The 22,677-nt window shown below is 48.2% G+C and carries 21 protein-coding genes and 1 pseudogene; 5 read left to right on the plus strand and 17 right to left on the minus strand.

Features of this window, described 5'->3' with window-relative positions; translation table 11 throughout:
• Positions 1 to 756: 756 nt before the first annotated feature.
• From Q0257_RS11420 to hemW, 6 genes and pseudogenes are all read right to left on the minus strand, one after another.
• Entirely contained in the window at positions 757 to 1,209 is a 453-nt protein-coding gene (locus tag Q0257_RS11420; RefSeq protein WP_298024918.1) for a hypothetical protein, read from the minus strand.
• Positions 1,210 to 1,248: 39 nt separating this feature from the next.
• Complete coding sequence (locus Q0257_RS11425) at positions 1,249 to 2,289, minus strand: hypothetical protein (protein ID WP_298024921.1); 1,041 nt, start codon at positions 2,287 to 2,289, stop codon at positions 1,249 to 1,251.
• The gene (queA, locus tag Q0257_RS11430) at positions 2,286 to 3,305 is read right to left on the minus strand and encodes a tRNA preQ1(34) S-adenosylmethionine ribosyltransferase-isomerase QueA (RefSeq protein ID WP_298024923.1); all 1,020 of its coding nucleotides are present in this window, start codon (positions 3,303 to 3,305) and stop codon (positions 2,286 to 2,288) included. Before queA ends, Q0257_RS11425 begins: the two co-directional genes overlap by 4 nt.
• 1 nt (position 3,306) lies before the next feature.
• Positions 3,307 to 4,062, minus strand: a complete 756-nt coding sequence (tatC, locus tag Q0257_RS11435) for a twin-arginine translocase subunit TatC (protein ID WP_298024925.1) — start codon at positions 4,060 to 4,062, stop codon at positions 3,307 to 3,309.
• 468 nt (positions 4,063 to 4,530) lie between these two features.
• Positions 4,531 to 4,800: pseudogene (gene tatB, locus Q0257_RS11440) on the minus strand (Sec-independent protein translocase protein TatB); the annotation flags it as partial.
• 57 nt (positions 4,801 to 4,857) lie between these two features.
• A complete protein-coding gene (gene hemW, locus Q0257_RS11445) occupies positions 4,858 to 5,931 on the minus strand; it encodes a radical SAM family heme chaperone HemW (protein ID WP_298024927.1) in 1,074 nt (357 codons plus the stop codon).
• A 136-nt stretch (positions 5,932 to 6,067) separates the two neighbouring features.
• On the opposite strand from hemW, the gene Q0257_RS11450 reads away from it, so the two are divergent.
• The 5 genes from Q0257_RS11450 to folP are packed head-to-tail and all read left to right on the plus strand — an operon-like array spanning position 6,068 to position 10,032.
• Positions 6,068 to 6,538 (plus strand): RNA pyrophosphohydrolase, encoded by a 471-nt coding sequence (locus tag Q0257_RS11450; protein WP_005873256.1) that lies wholly within the window; start codon positions 6,068 to 6,070, stop codon positions 6,536 to 6,538.
• A complete protein-coding gene (locus Q0257_RS11455; protein ID WP_298024929.1) occupies positions 6,538 to 7,743 on the plus strand; it encodes an aspartate kinase in 1,206 nt (401 codons plus the stop codon). Before Q0257_RS11450 ends, Q0257_RS11455 begins: the two co-directional genes overlap by 1 nt.
• Positions 7,743 to 8,276, plus strand: coding sequence for a HobA family DNA replication regulator (locus tag Q0257_RS11460; RefSeq protein ID WP_005873254.1), 534 nt, complete (start codon positions 7,743 to 7,745; stop codon positions 8,274 to 8,276). Before Q0257_RS11455 ends, Q0257_RS11460 begins: the two co-directional genes overlap by 1 nt.
• A complete protein-coding gene (locus Q0257_RS11465; protein ID WP_298024931.1) occupies positions 8,273 to 8,893 on the plus strand; it encodes a DNA polymerase III subunit delta' in 621 nt (206 codons plus the stop codon). The genes Q0257_RS11460 and Q0257_RS11465 overlap by 4 nt, the downstream gene beginning before the upstream one ends.
• On the plus strand, positions 8,890 to 10,032 hold the full coding sequence (gene folP, locus Q0257_RS11470; protein WP_298024933.1) for a dihydropteroate synthase: 1,143 nt from the start codon (positions 8,890 to 8,892) through the stop codon (positions 10,030 to 10,032). Before Q0257_RS11465 ends, folP begins: the two co-directional genes overlap by 4 nt.
• Before the next feature lie 297 nt (positions 10,033 to 10,329).
• Here folP and Q0257_RS11475 read toward each other — a convergent pair whose 3' ends face one another.
• From Q0257_RS11475 to truA, 11 genes are all read right to left on the minus strand, one after another.
• Positions 10,330 to 10,638: a hypothetical protein gene (locus Q0257_RS11475; protein WP_298024935.1), complete on the minus strand. Its 309-nt coding sequence runs from the start codon at positions 10,636 to 10,638 to the stop codon at positions 10,330 to 10,332.
• Positions 10,629 to 11,090, minus strand: coding sequence for a hypothetical protein (locus Q0257_RS11480; RefSeq protein ID WP_298024937.1), 462 nt, complete (start codon positions 11,088 to 11,090; stop codon positions 10,629 to 10,631). The genes Q0257_RS11475 and Q0257_RS11480 overlap by 10 nt, the downstream gene beginning before the upstream one ends.
• A 322-nt stretch (positions 11,091 to 11,412) precedes the next feature.
• A complete protein-coding gene (locus Q0257_RS11485) occupies positions 11,413 to 12,471 on the minus strand; it encodes a hypothetical protein (RefSeq protein WP_298024939.1) in 1,059 nt (352 codons plus the stop codon).
• Between the two features lie 83 nt (positions 12,472 to 12,554).
• On the minus strand, positions 12,555 to 13,952 hold the full coding sequence (locus Q0257_RS11490; RefSeq protein ID WP_298024941.1) for a cytochrome C: 1,398 nt from the start codon (positions 13,950 to 13,952) through the stop codon (positions 12,555 to 12,557).
• 260 nt (positions 13,953 to 14,212) lie between these two features.
• Positions 14,213 to 14,779: a cytidylate kinase-like family protein gene (locus tag Q0257_RS11495; RefSeq protein WP_005873246.1), complete on the minus strand. Its 567-nt coding sequence runs from the start codon at positions 14,777 to 14,779 to the stop codon at positions 14,213 to 14,215.
• Between the two features lie 9 nt (positions 14,780 to 14,788).
• Complete coding sequence (locus Q0257_RS11500) at positions 14,789 to 15,481, minus strand: LrgB family protein (RefSeq protein ID WP_295151400.1); 693 nt, start codon at positions 15,479 to 15,481, stop codon at positions 14,789 to 14,791.
• Positions 15,478 to 15,936: a CidA/LrgA family protein gene (locus Q0257_RS11505; RefSeq protein ID WP_291937916.1), complete on the minus strand. Its 459-nt coding sequence runs from the start codon at positions 15,934 to 15,936 to the stop codon at positions 15,478 to 15,480. Before Q0257_RS11505 ends, Q0257_RS11500 begins: the two co-directional genes overlap by 4 nt.
• A gap of 841 nt (positions 15,937 to 16,777) precedes the next feature.
• Positions 16,778 to 17,017 (minus strand): hypothetical protein, encoded by a 240-nt coding sequence (locus tag Q0257_RS11510; protein ID WP_298024943.1) that lies wholly within the window; start codon positions 17,015 to 17,017, stop codon positions 16,778 to 16,780.
• Positions 17,018 to 18,269: 1,252 nt separating this feature from the next.
• Positions 18,270 to 20,351 carry a TRAP transporter permease gene (locus Q0257_RS11515; protein WP_298024945.1) on the minus strand — a complete coding sequence of 694 codons (2,082 nt, stop codon included), beginning with the start codon at positions 20,349 to 20,351 and terminating at the stop codon, positions 18,270 to 18,272.
• 8 nt (positions 20,352 to 20,359) lie between these two features.
• Positions 20,360 to 21,301 (minus strand): TAXI family TRAP transporter solute-binding subunit, encoded by a 942-nt coding sequence (locus Q0257_RS11520; protein WP_291937906.1) that lies wholly within the window; start codon positions 21,299 to 21,301, stop codon positions 20,360 to 20,362.
• Between the two features lie 233 nt (positions 21,302 to 21,534).
• Positions 21,535 to 22,299 (minus strand): tRNA pseudouridine(38-40) synthase TruA, encoded by a 765-nt coding sequence (gene truA / locus Q0257_RS13130; protein ID WP_366517516.1) that lies wholly within the window; start codon positions 22,297 to 22,299, stop codon positions 21,535 to 21,537.
• Positions 22,300 to 22,677 lie beyond the last annotated feature (378 nt).

A 22,677-nucleotide genomic window follows, 5' to 3' on the forward strand; every position in this document is an offset into this window, starting at 1 on the left:
CAGCGAAGTTTGATGTTTAGCGGCTACAGCGTGACGATCGACGGTAAATGGGGCAAAAAACTATACAAGCGTCACAGAAATATTCGGGCTCGTCCGCAACCTCGATCGATGAGCTTTATGAAGCGGTCAAGGCTAAAAAAGAGGGCAGAAGATAAAATTTAAATCGCAAGTAAAGTTCGCCTGGCTAAATTTTAAAATTTGCTGGTTTGTTTATATCTATTATCGGGCGCGCCTTTAAATGCAACGTAGTGATTTCCAAAATTCTTTAGATTCGCTTGGAAGTTCAAATTTTAATATGATTTGAATGCTTTAAGGGCAGAAGGAAATCTGCTTGCATATGATGTCCAGAACTTAAATTTAGAGATTTTGCCTTAGAGGGTTTGGCGAATAACACTGTCGCCGAATGATTCTGGCTTAAATTTAATGGATTTCAGCTACAAGACACAGCGAAATTTACGTTACTTTGTGCCTTTTCTAAAAGCATAATGCCTCAGCACTCGAGCGAGCAAAATTTTATCTCGCATTGCTGCTCTTTGACCTAGAGTCACGCAGCACATTCTACGTCGCGAAAAACTAAAATTCTTATACCTCCGAAGCTCGCATCGTTTGTCAGAAAGCTCGTGCCTAAATCAAAATCATACCTCTTAAAACCTAGCTCGCTAGCGTTTTAAATTTTGGATTGTAAATGAGATAAATACTGAGGCGGCAATCTTTAGTGGATGAAATTCTATACGTAAAAACCGAGGTTTGGATTTACTATGAAAGTTTCAATTTCTTAAACTCGCGGCTATATTTTCTTTGCGAAATCGCGTTAAATTTAAGGCTATCTATCCTGGAGAAGTTAACGGCGTATTCCTTCAAGCAAGCGAGAATGAAAGAGAAGCGGTAATTGCCATTTTCGTAAAATATCTCGCTCGTTATTATTTCGCCGGGCGCCGCGCCGCATCTTTGATTCGAGCTCATAACGCATTTTAGTTCATAATATCCATTTTGCAAATCTCCGATGTAAAATTTCAAATGCAACTTTTCATTGATTTGCTTTTTGGGTAGCAATAGTGCATCGTTGAAGTTTATGCCCGCAAAAATTCTTTCTAGCGTATGCATATTTTTATGCAGCCCTGCTAAATACGCCTCGTACCGCCGCTGCCTTAAGGCATATTCGCTATCGTTTATATTGCCCTTGATCCAATCTAAGTCAAAATATATCACTTCAATCTCTTCGGTTTTAAATTTATCGCTACCTGTTCGCTACAGCCCCAAGAAATTCTCATCGTTTTTGATCTTTTCGATGATGTCGAGCGTGGCGTAAAACTCGTCGTAGAAATATGGCATCTCGAGCTTGAAAAATTTAAAGCTTAGCCCCTCCAGCACCTTGAGCGAGTGTTTGTTTTTGAGCAAAAATATGAAAAATACCCCGTCTTTTTCCAGCGCGTTGAGGTAGTTTATTTCGCTTATATTTGCGCGCAGGATCTCGGCGTCAAGGATGACGACGTCGGCTACGTAGATGAAGTCGTTTAGGTGCCTCTTTGCGCTCTCCCAGTTGGAGTTTGGCATCACGTCGCAACCAAGCCCGCTCAAAAAATCTCGCAGCTCCTCGAAGATCGCGCGGTTTTTGTGCGTGATTATGACGTTGTAGTCGTATTTTTTGGCGCTAAAATCCTGCGCCTGCGCGAAGTAGCCCAGCACGGCATCCATTTTAATAAACGTCCCGCGCCCGTCGCTGCCTAACACCGGATGCGTGCCTAGCAGGGCGAGGTGCGCTTGCGCGGAGTTTAGATACTCGTCCTCGGTGTCGCTCACGCTCTCTAAAGCGCTTTTGATCGCGTAGGTCTGCGGATCTCTGAGCTGCTTATCGATACCTACTCGCACGTCGAGCTTGACAGAGCTCATATTTTTTCTAAGCTCTTTGGTGCTAAATTCCACGCTCACGCAGATCGGCTCGGCGATGTTTTGTAAAAAAAACTCGCACGCATCGAAGACCGCGCTAGTGAGATTTAGCACCTCGCCGCCGTAAATGCGCGGTAGCTGCGGCGGGAAGCTAAGATAGAGCGTGCTATCGTATTTCGTGCACTCCTCAAATAAAATTTCGCTTTGGAATTTTAAAATTTTTAAAATATCGATCTGCGCGACATCCTCGCGTCTAGGCACGACGGGGCTATTTTTTTTGGCTTTGGGTGTGGCGGAGAAAATTTTACCGTTTGCGGCAGGCTTTTTAGAAAAGAGCTTTTTCGCCGCGAGCCACGCGATCGCTGCTATCAGCGCCAGCGCGCCTAAAACCACGGCCTTCATAGCAGCAGCATCCCGTCGCCGTAGGAGTAGAAGCGGTATCTTTGTTCCACTGCGATGCGGTAGAGCTCAAGCGTGCGCTCAAGGCCGATGAAACTCGCTACGAGCATTATCAGCGTGGATTTGGGTAGGTGAAAGTTCGTAAGCAAAAAATTCTGTCTTATCGGTGGATTGCCCGGGTGCAAAAACAGCTCGCAGATCCCGCTGCTTTGCCCATTGCGTGCAAAATTTTCGATCGTTCTCGTCACCGTCGTACCCACGCCTAAAATTTTTCGCTCGCTTTTTAAAATTTGCGCGGTCTGCGGCGGGATAGAGTAGAGCTCGCCGTGCATCTTATGATCGCGCAAATCCGCTACCTCCACGGGCTTGAAGGTGCCTGCGCCTACGTGCAGCGTGATGAAGTGGATATCGTGATTTCGGCGCAAATCCGCAATCATCTCGCTATCAAAGTGCAAGCTTGCGGTGGGTGCGGCGACGGCGCCTTGCTCGCGCGCGAAGATGCTTTGGTACCAGCTCGCGTCCTGCTTGGTATCGGCGCGCTTGATATACGGTGGCAGCGGCACGTGGCCGATACGTTCGCAAATTTCAAAAACATCGTGGGTGTTTAAAGCTTTGCCGCTGCGCTCAAACTGAACGATGCGAAGCCCGTCATCCATCAGCTCGCAAACGCGCGCGTTAAGACCGCTTTGAAATTTTAATTCGCTGCCCGCTTTGACGCTGCCGCGAATATAGGCGCTAAATTTATCGCCCGCAAGCGGCGAGTTTAGCAGAAGCTCGATCTTGCCGCCGCTATTTTTATGACCGAAAAGGCGCGCCTTAATCACCCGCGTGTCGTTGAAAATAATATCGCAGGGCGGCAGAGCGTCCGCCAGATCGCCGAAGTGCGCGTGAGTGATCTGCTCTTTGGCGCGGTCATAGATCAGCAGTCGCGCGCTTTGTTTGGGCATCGCGGGCGCGCTTGCGATGAGCTCGCTAGGAAGTTCGTAATCGTAGTTGTCAACTAAATTTAGATCCGCCATCTCACGCCTGCGCTACGTCCGTGGAATTTTCGCTTTCGTCATCTTCCTGCTTATACGGATTTATCATTTTGGCGATGAAGATTGAGAGCAGATAAAGCGCAATTAGCGGAGTTGCGAGCATAAACTGACTAAGTACGTCGGGCGGCGTCATCACCGCTGCAAAGATGAAAATAATGACGATCGCGTAGCGAAAAAAATCGCTCAGGCTTTTATTAGTTACAAGCCCGATCTTAGCGAGGAAAAAGGTTACTACAGGAAGCTCGAAGCTGATGCCAAATGCGACGACGAGCTTAGCGAAAAAGCCTACATATTCGCCGATTGTAGGCATCGCAGTAAATTGCTTGGCGCCAAAATTTACCAAGAAATTAAACGCGACGGGGATTACGAAAAAATAGCAAAACGCCGCGCCTAAAAAGAACATAATGCTCGCGCCGCTAACGAAGGGGATGACGTATTTTTTCTCGTTGTCGTAAAGCCCGGGCGCTACGAAAAGCCACGCCTGCCAGAAAATTATCGGCATCGCTAGAAGCAGCGAGGTGAAAAACGATACCTTCATCGCGGTAAAAAACGTTTCGCCAAGCTGGGTAAAGATGATCTCACTGCCCTTAGGAAGCACGCGCACTAGCGGGCGGGTCATAAAGCCTAAAATATCTTCCCAAAAGCCGAAGCACGCGATAAAAAGGACGATGACGGAAAGCACGGAGATAAGCAGGCGCTTGCGAAGCTCGGCTAGATGGGGTTTTAGCTCTTCAAACATTAAATTTCTCTCTCATTATGATTTTTGCGTATCGTTATTTTGCGCGGAATTTTGCATAGAATTTTGCGCATCGCCGTTTAAATTTGCATTCAAATTTTGCGCGGCGCTTTTCGCTTCACCGCTTGCTTTCGTATTTTGTACGGAATTTCCTGCACTGTCGCCCGTGCTCGGCATAAAATTTTCGCCTTTGTTTCCAGCGCCAGAATTCGCGCTTTTGCTTTCAACGTCGGAATTCATTGCGCCGAGGGCGGAGCCTTGCGCAGAGTTCGCGGTGCCAGCGGAGCTTTGCGCGGAATTTTCGCCACTCGAATTTGACTTTAAATTTGCCGTCTCATTTTGTTTTTGTGCCGAGACTTTCGCGGAGTTTAACGCGTCTTTGGCGGCGTCCGAGCTAAGCGTTTCTTTAAACGAGCTTTCCGCGTCTTTTAGCCCCGCATTTAGCGTCTCTTTGACCGAGTCGATACCGCCTTTGATCTCGTCGAGCTCCTCAAACGTGAGCTTTTTGCGCACCCCCTCGCTTGCTTGCGTGATGCTCTCTTTATATTTTTTGGCGTCCTCTTTGAGCTCGGCGATGCGAAGCTCCTGATCGAAGCTCGATTTTGCGTCGTTGATGGTTTTTTTGATGACTTTGAAGTATTTCGCGAGCTCGACCAGGACTTTCGGAAGCTTTTCGGGCCCCAGCACGATTATCGCGATGATTAAAATGACCGTAATTTCAGGCATACTGATACCAAACATAAAATTTCCTAACGTAAAAAGTGGCGTATTTTAACTAAAATTTCATTAATCTTAAATTTAGCGCCCGCGGCGGCTTTCTTGCGTAATAAAAAGCACAATCTCGTCGGCGAGCAAAAAGTTGGGATTATAAAATTTACCCTCGGCAAATTTCAGCTTTTTTTCGCGTATGAGCAGCTGCGCGTTGCTTAGCTCTGCAGCGTCTAAAATTTGCGCCTCAAACCCCAAAACGCAGCGCAGCCCGAGAAATATGCGCTCAAGCTTTTTATCCTGCGCGCTTAGAACTTCGCGCTGTTTTTGTAGCGGATCTGCAATGTAATCTCGCAAATTTTTAGGCGAGCTAAGGCGCACCTGCCCGCTTGTGCCCACGGCAAACGCTCCAAACCCGGCGTAATCCTCACCGCGCCAGTAGGCGAGATTGTGCTTACAGCGCAGTCCGCGCGCGGCAAAATTTGAAATTTCATACTGGCTAAAGCCGCTATCCGCCGCAAGAGCAAAGAGAAATTTAGCTAGAGTCGCGCTTTCTTTTTTAAAGCTTTCGCGGCCGAAAAAGGGCGTGTTTTCCTCAAGACTTAGCGCATAGGCGCTTAGATGCGGCACTTCGCAGCGCGCAAGCTCAGCCATTTCAAATTTTAAATTCCTTTTATCGTCAAATTTGCTCGCGTAAATGAGGTCTAAATTTATATTATCAAAGCCCGCCGTTTTGGCATTTTGCACCGCCAGAAAAATCTGCGCCGCACTGTGCGCGCGGCCGAGGAACTTTAGCTTGGCGTCGTTGAAGCTCTGCGCGCCGAAGCTGATGCGGTTTACGCCGAGACCGCGCATCGCCCTAAGCCAAGCGGGGCTGGCGGAGTTTGGGTTGGCTTCAGAACTGATTTCGGCTTTGGCGGCAAAACGCGGCGCGAGCAGCGCAAAAATTTCGTCGTAAAGCCCTGCATCCACGGCGCTTGGCGTACCTCCTCCGATAAAAAGCGTCGAAATTTGCGCGTGCGGATTTTTCGTCAAAAAGTCGCGCACCTCAAACTCAAGCGCGCGAAAGTAGCTTTTTACGAGGCTAAACTTATCGCTGAAGGAGCCAAAGGCGCAATACGGGCATTTGGAGGTGCAAAACGGCACGTGGATGTAGATGTGCAAGGTCGGTCCTATGGGCTAAATTTACGTCGCAAAATTTAGCGAATTAATTTGAAAATTTATATAAATTTTAAGCCTCTTAACGCAAATTTTAATATTTTTAGGTAGAATTTTGAGAAATTTTTTGTGAGAAAACGAGATGGAAAAAGAGAAAAATTACAGACCGAATGTCGCTGCAATCGTACTTTCGCCCTCGTATCCGTTTAATTGCGAAATTTTAATCGCGCAACGAAGCGACATCAAAGGCGCTTGGCAGTTTCCTCAAGGTGGTATCGACGATGGTGAGACGCCTAAGATGGCGATCCGCAGAGAGCTAGGCGAGGAGATCGGAACAAGCAAAGTCGATATCATCGCTGAGTGCCCGAAGTGGCTCAGCTACGACTTTCCCGATGGGGTAGCTCAAAAGATGCGCCCATACGACGGGCAAATTCAAAGGTATTTTTTGGTGAGATTGCGAAGCTTAGCCGATATAAACATCAATACTAAACTTCCGGAGTTCGACGCATTTAAATTCGTAGGCGCAAATGAGGTTTTAAGGCACGTAAATCACTTCAAAAAGCCGATTTACGCGACGGTTTTAAAATATTTTAAGGAGGAGGGTTACATTTAATGCTGATCGTTCAAAAATACGGCGGTACGAGCGTCGGCACGCTAGAGCGGATCGAGGCGGTCGCGCAGCGCGTGATAAAGACTAAAAACGAAGGACACGATGTCGCGGTAATCGTATCTGCGATGAGCGGCGTTACCAATCAGCTCATCGAGCAGGCGGAATTTTTTACTAAAACTCCCGTAGGCAGAGAGATGGACGTGCTGCTAAGCTCGGGCGAGCGCGTCACGAGTGCACTTTTAGCTATCGCGCTAAATGCCAAGGGCTATGCTGCGATCGCATTTAGCGGGCGTGGTGCGGGCATCGTGACGGATAATTTTCACACCAAAGCTCGCATCGTCTCGATCGATCCAAAAAGCATGCAAGAGGCGCTAAAGCAGGGCAAAATCGTCGTCGTCGCGGGCTTTCAGGGTATCAGCACCGCAGGCGAAGTAACTACGCTCGGGCGAGGCGGAAGCGATCTTAGCGCAGTCGCCGTCGCAGGAGCGCTGAATGCCGATCTGTGCGAAATTTACACCGACGTAGACGGCGTATATACGACCGATCCGCGCATTGAGCCAAAAGCCAAAAAGCTTGATCGCATCAGCTACGACGAGATGCTTGAGCTTGCGAGCTTGGGGGCGAAGGTTTTACAAAATCGAAGCGTCGAGCTTGCGAAGAAATTAAACGTAAATTTGGTGACGCGAAGCAGTTTTAACGATCATGAAGGAACACTCATAACAGGAGAAGAAAAGATGGAAGATGCGGTAATTAGCGGCATTGCACTGGATAAAAATCAAGCAAGAATTACGATTAGAAACGTAGAGGATCGCCCCGGCGTCGCGGCTGAAATTTTCTCCGCGCTTGCGAGCAAGGAGATCAACGTCGATATGATCGTGCAAAATATCGGACGAAACGGCGAGACTAATTTGGGCTTTACCGTGCCGCAAAACGAGCTAGAAACGGCCTATAAGGTAATGAAAGAGGTAAATCCAAATCCGAATTCCATCATCGAATCGGATGCTGATATCGTAAAGGTTTCTTTGGTAGGCGTTGGTATGAAAAGCCACAGCGGCATAGCCAGCAAGGCGTTTAAGACGCTTGCGGACGAAGGGATAAATATCCAGATGATCTCCACGAGCGAGATTAAAATTTCGATGATCGTAGAGGCCAAATACGGCGAGCTTGCCGTGCGCGCGCTGCATAAAGCCTACGATTTGGATAAATAATGCAGGATCTGCACACTTGGAGCGTCACGGCGATGCGCTCTGAGCCAGGACTTGAGTGGCTCGAGGATCGCAAGGAGGACTGGACGCCGCTTTTAGCATCAAAGCTGAAATTCCTCCATGACGGCTTTGCTTTCATCGTCATCTGCGACGATGAGCGAAGCTGGTTTAGCGAATACATCATCAAAAAGATCAACTCCTCTACCAACTCCCGCCCGCTGTTGCCGTTTTTTTCGCTGCGTTCGCTCTACCGCGGCGGCGTAAATAGCCTGGAGGACGCGCTGCTGCTAAACGATATGCTAAGCCTCGCGTTTGCCAACGGCTTTATATATTTTTACATCGGCAACGGCAACCATCCGTTAGCCAAAATCGCCAAAAGCCACGAGGACAGCTATTTGTGGCTCATCGACGAGAGGCTGCAAAACAGCTTCTACATGAGCGAGAGCGATCCGAGCCTGGATCTCAAACTGATCCAACTTTTTAAAATTTTAGACAAAAGCATTGACGCCGTGCTTTTTGACGAAGTGGTGCTTTGAAAATCATAAATCAGATCGTTTTAACGAACGATTATGAGGGCTTTAAAGATAAAATTTTAGCCGAAATTCCGCGCAAAAATTTAAGGTTTTTCGAAAGCGTCGAGCTTAAGATCGACGAGGCGCGAAAGATCATTGACGAAGCCTACGTCGCCGAGCGCGAGGATAAGATCATCGTCATCGCTGCTACAAAATTCGGCGAGGAGGCGCAAAACGCTCTGCTTAAAATTTTAGAGGAGCCGCCTAAAAATACGGTGTTTTTCCTGATCACCCCCTTCATCAACGCCCTGCTGCCCACCATCCGCTCGCGCCTCGTGGTGCAAAACCTCTGCGTGCGAAAGCCCAGATACCGCGCCGGGTTAAATTTAACCAGACTCAGCCTAAAGGAAGCGGTGGAGTTTATCGACGCGCAGATCGCGCTGGAGCGCAAGGGCGAGCTGGACAAAACGGCGCTAAAAGCGCTCATCGGCGAGATCGCGCTAGAGTGCTTCGAGGCAGGCGTTAGGCTAAGCGGCGATGAGCTTCAGCGAATAGATCGCTTAAGCTACCTCGCCGAGCATAACGCCAAAGCCCACGCCGTGCTTACTCCGCTGCTGTTGATGATCGAGGAGAAAAGATGAAAATTTATAAAATTTCAAACGAGGCCGATTTCGCGCTGATTTGCGAGCGCATCGGCGTGCGAAATGCGGGACGGGCGATAATGCAGAAAAAATCGCGCCTAAACTTTTTCTATCTAAAAAATTTGCGAGCGCCCGCGGCGAATATTTTAAAACAAGACGCCCTTAGCATCGGTGCCGAGCTTGCGTGCAACGAAGGAGTGATCCTAGGGCGCGACGATACGGACGCGGTTTTGATCGCAAACGATCGCCAAATCGAAGTTTTGGCGCAGAAGGAAGCTCTGCAGGATTTTGGGCTAAAAGAGCTCGCGAAATTTCTAAGCGAGAAATTTGCTAAGCCGCAAAGCTGCGAAATAATGGGCGTAGTAAACATCAACTCTGATAGCTTCAACCCCGCAAGTCGCGCGGCAAGCTTAAAAGAGGCGACCAATAAGATCGAAAAGATGATTGAGCAGGGTGCCGCTATCATCGATATCGGCGGCGTGAGCTCGCGCCCGGGCAGCCAGTACTGCGGCAGGGATGAGGAGTTTGCGCGCATAAAGGATGTGCTGGGCGAAATTTATCGCCTGCGTCTGCATGAAAAGGCTAAATTTAGCCTCGATAGCTTCGATGAGTATTGTTTGGAATTTGCGCTAGATCGGGGCTTTAGTATCATTAACGACATCAGCGCGAACCTCGCTCTTGCCCCGCTTGCGCTTCGCTACGACGCCGCTTACGTGCTGATGCACATGCAGGGAAAGCCGCAAAATATGCAGCTTGCGCCCAAATATGACGATCTGATGGGCGAGATCGATGAATTTTTTACGCAAAATTTGCAGCAGCTGCGAAGCGAGGGGCTTAAAAAGATCATCCTTGACGTGGGCATCGGCTTTGGCAAGACCGCCGAGCAAAATTTAGTGCTGATTAAAAATTTGCAGCATTTTTTGCACTTTGGCTGCCCGCTGCTCGTGGGCGCGAGCAGAAAGAGCGTTATCGATTTTTACAGCCCCTCTGCGGTCGAGGATAGGCTCGCAGGCTCGCTGTATCTGCATCAGATCGCCGCTTTAAACGGCGCCGCGATTATCCGTACGCACGATGTTTTCGAACACGCTCAAATGCTGCGGCTAATGCGCGCGATGGATGCCGCTGCGGTAAAATTTTAAAATTTTGCGGAATTTTCACGAAATTCCATATTTTTCACGAGATTTTTGTAAATTTGCCTTATGCGGAATTTTAAAATTCCTCAAGGAAATATTTTAATTCTTTTAAAATTTTGCGAAAGAGCTTTTGCGGAATTTCATCCATATTTTATTTTGCTTCTAAGCTTTCGTGCGCTTGCTCGTCGAAACTTATAAAAATTTATAGAATTTCGCTCGATTTATGAGGCGCGTTAAAACAGCGAAGTAAAGCGGGATAAATTCTAGCGACGATTGCACGGATTATTTGCTGCGCGAGCCGAATTATTTCATTTTTGGGCGAAACGAGCGCTTTACGTCAAAGCCCTTGCTAGCGATTTTTATATCATTTAGTATCGTGCCTGCCGGAGCGGAGGCATCCTTTTTGGCGGATAAAAACTCGACTAAGCTTTGCCAGACAAAGTCCGCATCCAGATAAAACCCCATCGCGTTAAGCCGTGGATCTATCGCCGCGGTGTGAATGTTCTGTGTGAGCTTAAAAAATACGATGGGTGCGTTTAAAATTTCATCTTTGCTTATATCGCCGCGAACAATATTTTTTAGCGTCGTTTTGCGGTCGCCCTCTAGCGCCACGAGCTGCAGAGAATTTCTTCGCGCGTAGCCTGCTCGCCGATCATCTTGCTTAGCCATGAGACGATATGGGCACGAAATCCATCGCTAAAGCTCAAAGTCCTGTCCTTCTGATACTGCCTTCTTAGCTCCGTCTCGTCAAGCTCTAGGCTTGTGTAAATTTTATCCTGAGAGGCGAAAATATGGACTAAATTTTTGCCGATGAAAATCACGGGGTGAAGCAGACGCGGCAGTTTATTTACGTCCGTTTTGCTCCAGTTTATAAATTTACCGCGGATAAAGCGGTACCCGCTAAGCTTCCTTTCAAAGACCTTTTTATCGCCCTCGTCAAGCCTCCATAGCTCGTCCGCATCGACTAGAGTAGAGTTTCTGCGGTCATAGACCAAAGTCTCGTCAAGCCCGTATTTTGACACCATAAAATCGTAATTATCTTTAAATTTCGAGATAATTTTCATGTTTGTTTCCTAAAATTTTATCTTTCAAAAGCTTCCTAATCGGCGTGCTTTGCACTGAAACCGAAGCAAAATTTTATCGCTGCAAATTTGCGCTGCGAACCTCGCAAATTTTACTAAAATTTACTGCTAAATCGCTAAAATTTATATCGTAAGCCCACGGCTCGCTCAATTTTACCGCGTGCCGGCAAAATGGTAAAACCGAACGAAAAGCGTGCGGTGCGGCAAATTTTAAATTTATTTTACGCGGCGGCGTAGAGTTTTAAAATTTATTTTCTGCGATGGCGCAAAATTTTAAATTTATCTGCCGCAAAAACAGAGGCCGCTACCGCTTAAAGTCGTGGATTTGTATATTCGCGCCGTATTTTTTGCAAAGCTCGCTTACTTTTTCTTTCAGCCTTTCCTCGTCGTAGCAGATGAGATCGATATATGCATGCCTTTGTCCCGTGGCACCGCCGATTATTTCCAGAAACGAGCCGCAGCTCTCCAGCTCCTCGTCCTCGATTTTATTTCGCAGATCAAAGCCCGCCTGCATGTCGCCGCCGTTACCTATGCTAAGAAAACAAAATTTAATGCCGAGCTCAAAGGCTTCGTTATAGATGTCGCGCTTGCCGCCTAGGTACTCGCCTATGAGATTTCGCAGGCAGGTGGTGCCCACGATCACGTCCTCGCGCACCTCGCTGCCGCGCGGCTGCATCTCATAGCTGAAAAAATTCTTTAGCGGTTCGCGCGCGGCTTTTTCGCCGAATTTCTCATCGATCAGATCGGCAAATTCGCTTAGCGGCACGCCGTTTTCCTGCGGCTTATCGAGCACCTCAAGCATGCCCAAAGTGTTAATGACTGCCGTCTCGCCGATGATGTTATCAAGTAGGATGAAGCTCAGATTGCCCGCTTTGCCCTCGTCCTGCGCGAGCAGAGCCGCTAAGTTTTCGTTGTAAATTTTAATATCCACGTCGCTTTCGTTGAACTGCGCGTAGATCATCGACTCCTCGGCGCTTACGCGCGTGCCGTACATCTCAAGTCCGCCGATACCTCGCGGCGCACGCGGCTTTCCGAGCGTGCAGCGCATTTTGGATTCGAGCTGCTTAGGCATAGCGTTTTTGATAAAGCTTAGCCAAAATAATCGGTGTCTCATACCCTCGGGAGTCAGCACCAAATCAAGCTTATCGCCCACGAGTCCCGTCATAAAATAAGGCTCGGCAAGGCAGATACGAAGCTTCTCATCGGTCTTTCGCATCGCCTTTTCAAACTCCTCTGCCGCCAGATCGGCCTTGATCTCATCTATCACGCCGCTAAATTCCGCCCAAAATTTATCCACTCTGCCTGCGAACGTGCTCGGCTCCTGCGCTTTCTCAGCCTTTTTACCAAAACCGAATAATCCCATATTCTCTCCTTAAATCAAATTTTACTCACATTATAGCTAATTTTTTGCGCAGGCTCAGGGCGCAAATTTTAAAAACCCCGCCCTCACGTGCACTGAAAGCAGCCGCCCAAAACCTCGCATTTCTCGCAAATCTGCACGTATATGACCCCCTCACCCTGCACCAGCTCGCCGAATGGGATCTGCGCTAGATGCTTCATCGTCCCGCCGCAGCTAGGGCAGCTCAGATACGCGGCGTCCTGCACCCACTGCGGATAGCCGCCCACGGTCACGTCAAGCTCGCTAAAGCAGCCGTAAAATGGCGATACTTCGCCGCTTAGCTTAAATTTAATACCGCTCAGCCGCGTCATATCATGCTGCAAAAAGCAGCTTTTCTCCATCCCTTCGCCCTCGCATTGCATCTGCAGCTCGCCGTCCGCGCCGCATTTGCAAAAATACATTACCGAGCCGACGCAGGTCGGGCAGCAGTGAAAGATCGCGTCGTGCTTTAAATTTAGAAACGCAAGCCGCGGCTCATCGGCCTTAAGGCGCAGCATATCGAGCATCTCGCAGCCGCAAAACTCGCACTTTTGCCCCGTAGGCCTGCCGATCTGCACGGGCTCATCCGCGTTTTGGTTTGCGCATTCGCGAGCGTTTTTTACATTTTCGCTTAAATTTAAACCGCTGCTAGCGTCTTTTTGCGCGTCTGATTTGAAATTCGCGCGCTCGTTCCGCAAGCTCGCGTTTGCGTCTTCGTCCATGCTTGCGTGAGCACTCTGCGTGCCCGCGTGCAAATTTGAAATTCTATCCGCGCCGATTTGCGCATTTTGTTCGCAATTTTCGCCGTCTGCGCCGCCTTTGAAATTTGAAATTTTACTCGCGCTTTCATCTCCGCGCTCGCTCGCTCGCTCGCTGTTTTTCTCCGCGCCGTCTCTCGCGCGCACTACCGCGAGGCACTTATCAAAAACGAGCGATTTTCGCTCGCCCATCCGATCAAAGCTCCAGCCGCCGATTTGCGCGTAAATTTCAGTGCCTGCGTATAGCTTTTGGCGCCACGGTCTTGGGTTTTGATACAGCTCGTAAAAAAGCTGCGTCGTCTGCTCGTCGCCCTGCCACGCAAGCGCGCACAGTAGGTCGTTTAGAGTGTTTTTGGCATTGTCCTGTAGCGAGTCTAGTTTTGCTATGAGCGCGTCTCTTACGTCCTTAGGCGCACCGAAGTAGAGTTCGGGCGGATAGTAGATCTGCTTCGCCGCCGCAGCTCGCGCGATCCTTGGATCGTGGATATCCAGCAGGCTAAAAAGCGCCCAAAAATCGTTGTAAATCTCATCCCATTTTTCGATCTCATCGATTCGCTCCGCGATTTTTAGAATCATCGCCTCCACTTCGTCCGCGCTTAGGTTTAAAATCTCCTCTCGCCTCTGTCTTTGGCTGCATGAGTGGCAGATGCCGTCGAAATAGATCGTGTTTTCGCCGCATTTTGGGCATAGATGGGCTTTGCTTTGCATTTTATCTCCTTAAATTTGGATTTAAATTTCGTCAAATTTTAGCTAAATTTTACTATTTTGTGGCGATAAAGCGCGGTTTAGAATTTATGTCGCATTGAACGAGAGGCTTTATAATACACCTAAATGCGTCATTTACAAATGGAATTCAAGCTGAAAGAGATGTGAATTTTAAATTACAATAGAAGTAGGGTGGGTTTGCGAGATCAAGTGGAATTCATCTTCGAAAAGACAAATTCCACTTTTGTGCGCTTAGGCGCAAATCACTTTTCAATGTGATGTTTGACTAGATACTCGATGATATTTACCGCATTATCGATGCCGCAATACGATGTGTCGATGCAGATATTGTAGTTTGCGGACGCGCCCCAGACTTGGTTGGTGTAGTATTGATGAAAGCTCATCCTGCCTGCGTCGCTGTTTTCCATATACTCTCGCGCGTCGGTGTGACCCTCTTTTTCCAATCTAGCGAGCTTAAACTCATCGCTCGCGCGTAAAAATACCGTCAGCAGATCCGGATGTCCGCGCAAGAAAAACCCCGCGCAGCGCCCAAGCACTATAACGTTGCCGCCCGAGACGATCTTTTCGTAGATTGCTACGATGCGATCGCGCTTTTGCTCATTGGCTAGCTCGTTGTGCGATATTGCCTGAAGTAGCGTATTTACGGGCATTTCGTTGTAGAACTCATACATCTGCTCGAAGCAGCCAAGCTCGTCTGCTTTGCGGAGCAGATCCGCCTTGGCTAGATAGGTGTAGCCTAAGCGCTCGGCTAGTTTGCGCGCGGTTTCGCGCCCGCCTGCGCCCGTTTGTCTAGCGATCGAGATTATCATATTTTCTCCTTAGATGAAATGTGCAAAAATACCGGCACCGATGACGGTAAGAAGTCCCGTAACTGCCATTGCTAAAGACGCCATCGCGCCCTCTACGTCACCGATCTCAAGAGCGCGCGCCGTTCCCATCGCGTGGCTCGCGCAGCCTAGGGCGATACCTTTTGCCATCGCCTTTTTGATGCCAAAAATTTTAAGTAGTGCCTCGCCAAATACGCTACCGATGATGCCCGTAGCGATGATGCAGGCCACCGTTAGTGTCACGATGCCGCCTAAGCTTTCGCTGATACCCATACCGATCGGCGCCGTGACGGATTTCGGTAGTAGCGTGACATACATTGTGTGATTTAGCCCAAATATCACCGACATCGCGTAGATGCTGCCTAGCCCTGCGATCATACCCGAAATCAGTCCTGCAAAAATAGCTAAAAAATTACTTCGCAAAAGCGCCAGCTGCTCGTATAGCGGCACAGCTAGACAGACGGTAATCGGCGTTAAGAAAAAGCTAATGTGCGAGGCGCTCGCGTTAAATTTCTCGTATGGAATTTTAAAGATTAAAAGCACGCAGACGGTAAGCACGATACCGATTAGAAGCGGGTTGAAAATAGTTAGCTTAAAGCGCTTTTTTAGATAAAGTCCCAGCTCAAACGAGCCTAGGCACAAAAATACGCCGAAAAAAGCGGAGTTCATTAAAATTTCTCTCATTTTTTGTCGTCTCCGGATAAAATTTCGCGCTCCAGCTTCGCATCCACGCCCTTTGTATTCACGCCGTCTTGTTCGTGCGCGGCTTCGTAAAGCCTGCGCTTAACGCGGGCGAGGGCGATTTTATAAAAGATCTGCGTTACTGCGCCACTTGCACCGATGACTACTACCGTAGAGACTGCCGTAATCGCGATGATTGCGAAAAGATGCTGGCGTAGCGCGTCGCCTGCGATGATGATCGCAGCGCCCGCCGGGATAAAGATCACCGGCATAATCTGCATAAAAAACGACACGGTTTCTCTGATCTGTGATACTTTGATGAGTTTGAAGATCAGGGCTAAAAGCATAATGACTAGCCCATAGATGCTAGCGGGGATTGGCACAGGCACGAGCGCCGCCAAAATCTCCGCAACAAAAGATATTCCTAAAATCACACTAAATTGGATTAAGTAGTTCAAAGCTTACCTCGGATTAAAATTTAGCGCTAAATTTAGCACTTTGCAGTTAAAATAGATATTAATCTTGCGGATTTTGGGCGAAATTTTGCGGCAAAATTTAAAATTTTGATCGCAAGCAGGAGTGAGATTTCACTTCTAAAATTTCAAATTTTAATCGCTAATTTATCGCCGCTTGAGTGAATTTTGATTGGAATTTAAAATTTGGAGCCGCCGATTAAGCTATCTGCGAGCCAGCTGCGTGAATGAAATTTTATACACAATTCTACGCCGAACTCTGCTCCCAACTTCACGGCGCAAAAACACATCGCGTGGAGTAGCCAGGCGCACATTGGGTAGTACGAGTCGTGTGGAAGCTGTGTGAGCTGATGCAATCGTGCGGTAAATTTTAAAATTCCTGCGAGAGAGCGTTTAAATTTGAGTTAAATTTCGGCGAATAAACAAGCGCGCTTAATTTTAAAGAACGGGCAGGCGAGTGCTTAAATTACGAAGTTCGCGCCGCTCGAGTTTAAATTTCACGATCCGCGTCTCGCGGATATGGGTGCTGTCGCTACTAAATTTTACGGCGCCGTTAAAATTTAATACCGCGTAAGACACGCCGCTAGCAAATTTTGCGGCGGGCGCGGTCGTATGAGCGACGGCTCGTTTTAGCTGGCTCGAAATCCACGTGTAGCAAATGACAAGTGCGGCGCGAATGCCATGCGCAGCGTATTTTAAAGGCTGGGAGCGGCCGCGGCTCGCAGTACGATCAGCGTCGCAGTGCAAAGCCGAATTAAATAAAATTTCAAAAACCGATTTAGCGCCGCCGCTCGAGCAAAAAGCACAGGCAAATCCCGCGCAAAGCTTAGCCTAGCTCGATTTTAACGCTTAGCACCTTGCAGACTAGATCGAAAATTTCGATATCGACGTTGGGCGCGTATTCGTCCAAAACCGTGTAAACTTCGGCGCGCATATCCTCGTCATGGCCCGGGTGCGAGCGCGAATACAGCTCGTCCGTGCGCCGCACGAGCGCGAGATTGTCGATATCTCGCTCGCGCATCGCCTGCTTGAGCCGCTTTGAAATTTGCCATTTGAAACTTTGCATTTTCTCTCCTTTAAATTTTATTTCAGCGTTTAAAACCAAAGCCTGGATTTTGCACCATGGCAGTAAAGCTTGCCTGCGAGCTTTGGCGGCGGCAATTTTTTTCTCAAGCTTTGATAGCAATAAATCTTATCTTTGAGTTTCGATGACGCTAAATCTTGCTCGTAAGCTTTAGCGAATTTATCGCGCCCCGGTTTTAGTGCGCTAGGTTTTGGCCAATCGGGCTTTCGCGCGCCGAGCTCAGTCCGCGTAATTTTATTAAATTTTATGTGAAATTTCATTAAATTTAGTGCAAAATCAACATAGAAATTGCACAAATTTTGTTAAATTCTATGCAAAGTTTTATGCAAAAATTTGGCGCAAAACTTGCGCGAGTTTAGCCTTTGAAATCTCACACTTAAAATCTAACTCGCTAAATTTCATGCAAAAATTACACGAGAGATTTAAGTCGAGCCGTTCGCACGCCTTGCCATGAAATTTAAAATTTCATATGCTCACCCGCCGTGAAATTTCACGCCCGCATGCGTAGTTTATGCAGGCGCAAGTTAAATTTACAGCATCGCGATTAATTGCGCGTCGCTGGATTAAATTTTACGAGCCTTCGCGACGCGCGCCGTGAAAGATTTTGCAAGACTACGCATCGTCGTTTGCTTATAAAATTTTAATTGCACTTCGTGTATGCGCTCCGCGCCGATTGATTGCCGCAAGATTAAAATTTTGCGCACCGCCCTGCGCCGTAAATTTTACGCTGCCATATACAGCGCCATATTACTGCCGCGAGTTTTAGATTGCACTGTGCCGTTGTTGATTTTAAATTTCACGTCGCGCGCTCTTTAAAAATCTAGACCATCAGCCGCGCAGCAGAGCATTTGAAATTTCATGCGAAAGGCGAAGTTTTGCGGTGCATTATGCCGTGCATCGATGTAAGTTAAATTTTATTGCTAACGAGATTAGTTGTACTGCGTACATTATCTGCCGCATTTTGTACAATATGTTAAGCTGCTGCGAAAAGTTCGCATGTCGCATTTACCACGCTCGCCCATGCATGATGCCGCATGTGTACTGATGCGCTACACTAGATAAATTAAAACCGAGTTTGCACTAAATTTTGAACTCAAGTTACCGCCATGTCGTAAATCTGCTGAGATTAAATTTAATGAAAGAATCTCATCTTAATTTAAATCTAGGCGCAAAAGGGTAAAATTTAATAAGACCCCGCGAATTTATTTAAAATTTAGCGAGATCAAATTTGGATTTACGCCGCAGGCACGCTATTTTCGGTGTGCATATCGTCAGAGTCTTTGGGTCTTAAAAACCACTGCTTTGCAAAGATCAGCACGTAGATCGCAGCGCCTATGCCGTAGCTTGCGTATTCGCTAGGGATAAACTCTATAAATTTCGCGCAGATATTAGGCACCAGCATTAGCGGCGTTACTAGCAGCAATAGCAGGCGCTCTAGTGGATTACATTTTGTTACAAACCAGCCTTGTAGCGAGGAGCTGAAGGCAAACATACCCACGATCGCCGTGGCAAAAATCAGCACGATTTGCAGTGGATCGCTGATCCAAACGATGCTCTTTGAATCCATCGGATCGCCGATGCTTTGGATCAAAAGCAGCTTATTGTTGAAGAAAAACGCAAATGGAAGCACCGCGGTACGCAGATCATACACGAAGCCCTGAAGTCCCACGGTTACGGGATTTGCCTTTGCGATACCCGCCGCAGCGTATGCTGCAATACCCACTGGCGGGGTATCGTCGGCTAAAATTCCAAAATAAAATACGAAAAGATGCACTGCGATCGCAGGGATCAAAAAGCCGTTTTTGCCTGCTAGTATCAAAATCACTGGCGCAATCAGGCTTGAAACGACGATATAATTCGCCGTCGTAGGAAGTCCCATGCCCAAAATCAGGCTCATTATCGCAGTCATCAGAAGTATCAGTACTATGCTGTTTCCTGCGACTGCTTCTACGAGCTCTGAAAGAACCTGTCCCAGCCCGGTAAGCGAGATCGAGCCGATGATGATGCCCGCTAGCGCGGTGGCAACGGCTACCGTGACCATATTTTTAGCAGCGCCCACCATAGCCCAAAAAATATCTACGAAACCTACGATAAAATCGGACTTGCCAACCTTTTCGCCAAATATAGTTTTCTTTGCAGGCTCTTGTACGATCATTATTAAAAATAGCACGCAGATCGAGTTAAACGCCGCAGAGATCGCGCTTTCTTTCAGAATCAATAGAGTGAAAAGAAGCACCAAAATCGGTATTATGTAATGAATGCCGCTAAATATAATTTTTAGCTTTGAAACCTTGGCGTAATCGCGGCTGCCGTGAAGCCCCAACTTGCAGCTTTCAAGATGCACGATAAAAAATAACCCCGCATAGCAGACGAAGGCGGGGATCACCGCCGCGATCATTACGTTAGTGTAGCTCATACCTAAAAATTCCGCGATGATAAACGCCGCAGCGCCCATGATAGGCGGCATAAGCTGCCCGTTTACGCCGGCGGCGACCTCGATAGCGCCCGCCTTAGTGGCGGTAAGCCCCGCTTTTTTCATAAGCGGGATCGTAAAGGTACCCACCGTCACGACGTTTGCGGTCGAACTACCGCTTACCATTCCGGTTAGTCCGCTAGCGATTACGCTAGCCTTGGCAGGCCCTCCGCGGAAGCGACCTAAAATCGCAAACGCTACGTTTATAAAATACTGCCCCGCTCCGGCTCGCTCCAAAAGCGCGCCGAATAGCACGAACAGATAAATGAAGCTGGTGCTGACCCCCACTGGTACGCCAAATACGCCCTCTGTAGTTAAAAACATATGCCCTGCAAGCAGTTCAAAGCTTGCGCCGCGATGCGAGATGATATCGGGCATATAAGGACCGAAGTAGCAATACAGAAGAAAGGTAAAAGCGATAATACCAAGCGCTGGTCCCATCATACGACGACCTGCTTCAAAGAGTATGAAAATTCCGATAAACGACGCTACGATATCTCTGGTTAGATAATTTCCCGGGCGCTGCGCTAGCCCGTTAAATTCTATTGCAGGATACAAGATCGCGGCGACTCCGACGATTAATAAAATATAATCGTAAAACGGGATGTAAAAATGTGCCTTAGAGCGCGGGCGAAACGGAAAAAGCGAAAAAATTATAAAAATGGCGAACGCCAAGTGGATTGAGCGCGCGATATTCGTATTTAGCGTAAAATACGCGATGTAAAGCTGAAAGACCGACCACGCGAAGCAGACCAGCGTCACGAGCCAGAAGAGCTTTTTAGAGGTAAATTCTCTACTCTTTACCTCTAAAACCTGCTCGTCGTTTTGTGTAGATTTCTCCATCAACTAGCCTATTTCAGCAGCCCAGCTTCTTTATACACCGCCTCTGCTGCAGGATGAAGTGGCGCACTAAGCCCCTCTAAAAGAGATTCTTTGCTTACCAAATTTAGCGCAGGGTGTAGCTTTTTATACTCGTCAAAATTATCAAGTATCGCCTTAACTACCGCTCTAACCGCTTCGTCGCTTTGGCTAGCGTCAGTTACGAGTACGGCCTTTACGCCGATAGTCTGCGTATCGTGATCTACCCCGTCATACATTTTTGCAGGTATCACGCCTTTGGCAAAATACGGATATTTTTCTAGAATTTTTTTGATATGCTCATCGTCGATGCTGACTAAGTCGATAGGAAGCGAAGTCGCCGCATCAGTGATATTTGCGGTCGGATGTCCTACGACGTAGAAGTATCCGTCGATCTTCTTATCTTTTAGCGCCATAGGGCATTCTTGCGCGGTTAAGACGCCGTGCTGGGCGAGCTTTTTAAGATCAAAGTCGTAGTTTTCAAAAACTATCGTGCTGGTTAGCTCGTTGCCGCTGCCCGGGTTTCCGATATTGATCTTTTTGCCCGCAGCGTCGCCGTAGGCTTTGATACCGCTCTCCTTAGAGACGACGAAAGCCAAAAGCTCCGGATAGATCGAAATTACGGAGCGTAAATTTTTATCCGCCGCGCCTTGGAATTTGCCCGTACCGTTGTATTTATCATAGACGACATCGCTTTGAACGAAGCCGAAATTTAGCTCTTTTTTAAGCACGTTATTGACGTTATACGTCGAGCCGCCCGTCGATTGCACGGAGCATTTCATATTTTTATCCATATTTACCAAGCGGCAAATCGCGCCGCCTACTGGATAATAGGTGCCGGTCATACCGCCGGTGCCGATATTGATGAACTCCTTAGCGCCTGAAACGCTAGCTAGTAAGGCCAAACCGGCCAAAGCAACAGAAAATTTTTTCATCTTTGCTCCTTTTTGAGTTAAAAGTTTGAAAGTATTGCTAAATTTCTATAAAATTCTAATAAAAACAGATCGAATTTCGCGCAAATTTACGATTTTACACATCGTGGTGCAGGTGATTTAATATCAAAGTAGCTCGGCGATCTGCTCTGATATGCGGAATTTTACCGCGATAAAATTCTAAGCTTGAAATCCAAACGCCCGTGGATAAAATTTAACGCTATAAATTTCAAGTCTTAATAACTCACGCTGCTAAGATACAGCCCGTTTGGCGGAAAGGGGATTCTGCTAAGCGCTCGCGAGAAGCTGATCTTACGCCCGCTCTGCACGGATTTTAGGGCGTTTGCGACCATCAGCCGCACCTGCGCTCGCAAAAATCCGTTGGCTTTAAAATTTATCAAGGTTAAATTTCTAAAAGAGTAGGCGCGCGCGACGTAGAGCTCGCGCACGGGGCTTTTTATGTCGCTGCCGCTTTTCATAAACTCGCTAAAATCGTGCTCGCCGACGAAATTTGCAAGCACAGCATTGAGCGCGGCAAGATCTACGCGCGGATAAAACACGCAAAAATCGCTAAGAAAGGGGCTGGGGCGTCCGTGGTTTAAAACGTAGCGATAGCAGCGCGCCACGGCGTCGTAACGCGGATGAAAATCGCGCGGCATCGGGCTGATGTGACGTACAAAAATATAGGGCGCGCAGTGGCGGTTGATGAGCTCTTTTAGACGCGGCAGCTCCCAGTGCACGGTGCATTCGACGCAGCTTACCTGGCGCAGCGCGTGCACCCCTTTATCGGTGCGCGAGCTGCTGATAAGCGGCGCAAAGATCCCCACTCGCCCCAAAGCCGCGCGCAGCACGTCCTCGACGCCGCGCCCGTGAGGCTGAGACTGCGAGCCGCTAAATTTCGAGCCGTCGTAGGAATAGACGAGCTTGAGCTTTACGCGATCGGAGTTTGCACTCGCGGCAAAGGTGCACGCATCTGCGGGGGTATTTGGCGCGGCGCCTATCTTGCCTATGTGCGCAAGCTCGCTCGCTGCTAAGTCGCTTGCAGGCGCGCTTTTGATAATATTTTTAAGTTCGGACGCGCTTGCGAGGGTGTTTGCAGAAATGCCCGCTTTGTGGGCGGCATTTGCCTTGCGGGAGTCTGCGGTGCAGGCGGACGCGGGACGGGTAGTGTAAAATTTGGCGACGGGCGAGATATGGATTTTTAAAGCGTCGTCACTTGCTACATTAGCTTTCGCGGCGTTTGCCGCGCAAATATCCGAAGCAGCGGCATTGGTGGAATTTTTGCAGACGGAATTTAAATCCGCCCCGCGCGCGGTCTTTTTGGTGTGAACGGCGTCCAAATTCCGCTTGGCTCTTTCGTGATTCAAACCACAATCGGG

Origin of the sequence: uncultured Campylobacter sp., from assembly GCF_938018035.1 — a bacterium.
Taxonomy (GTDB): Bacteria; Campylobacterota; Campylobacteria; order Campylobacterales; family Campylobacteraceae; genus Campylobacter_B.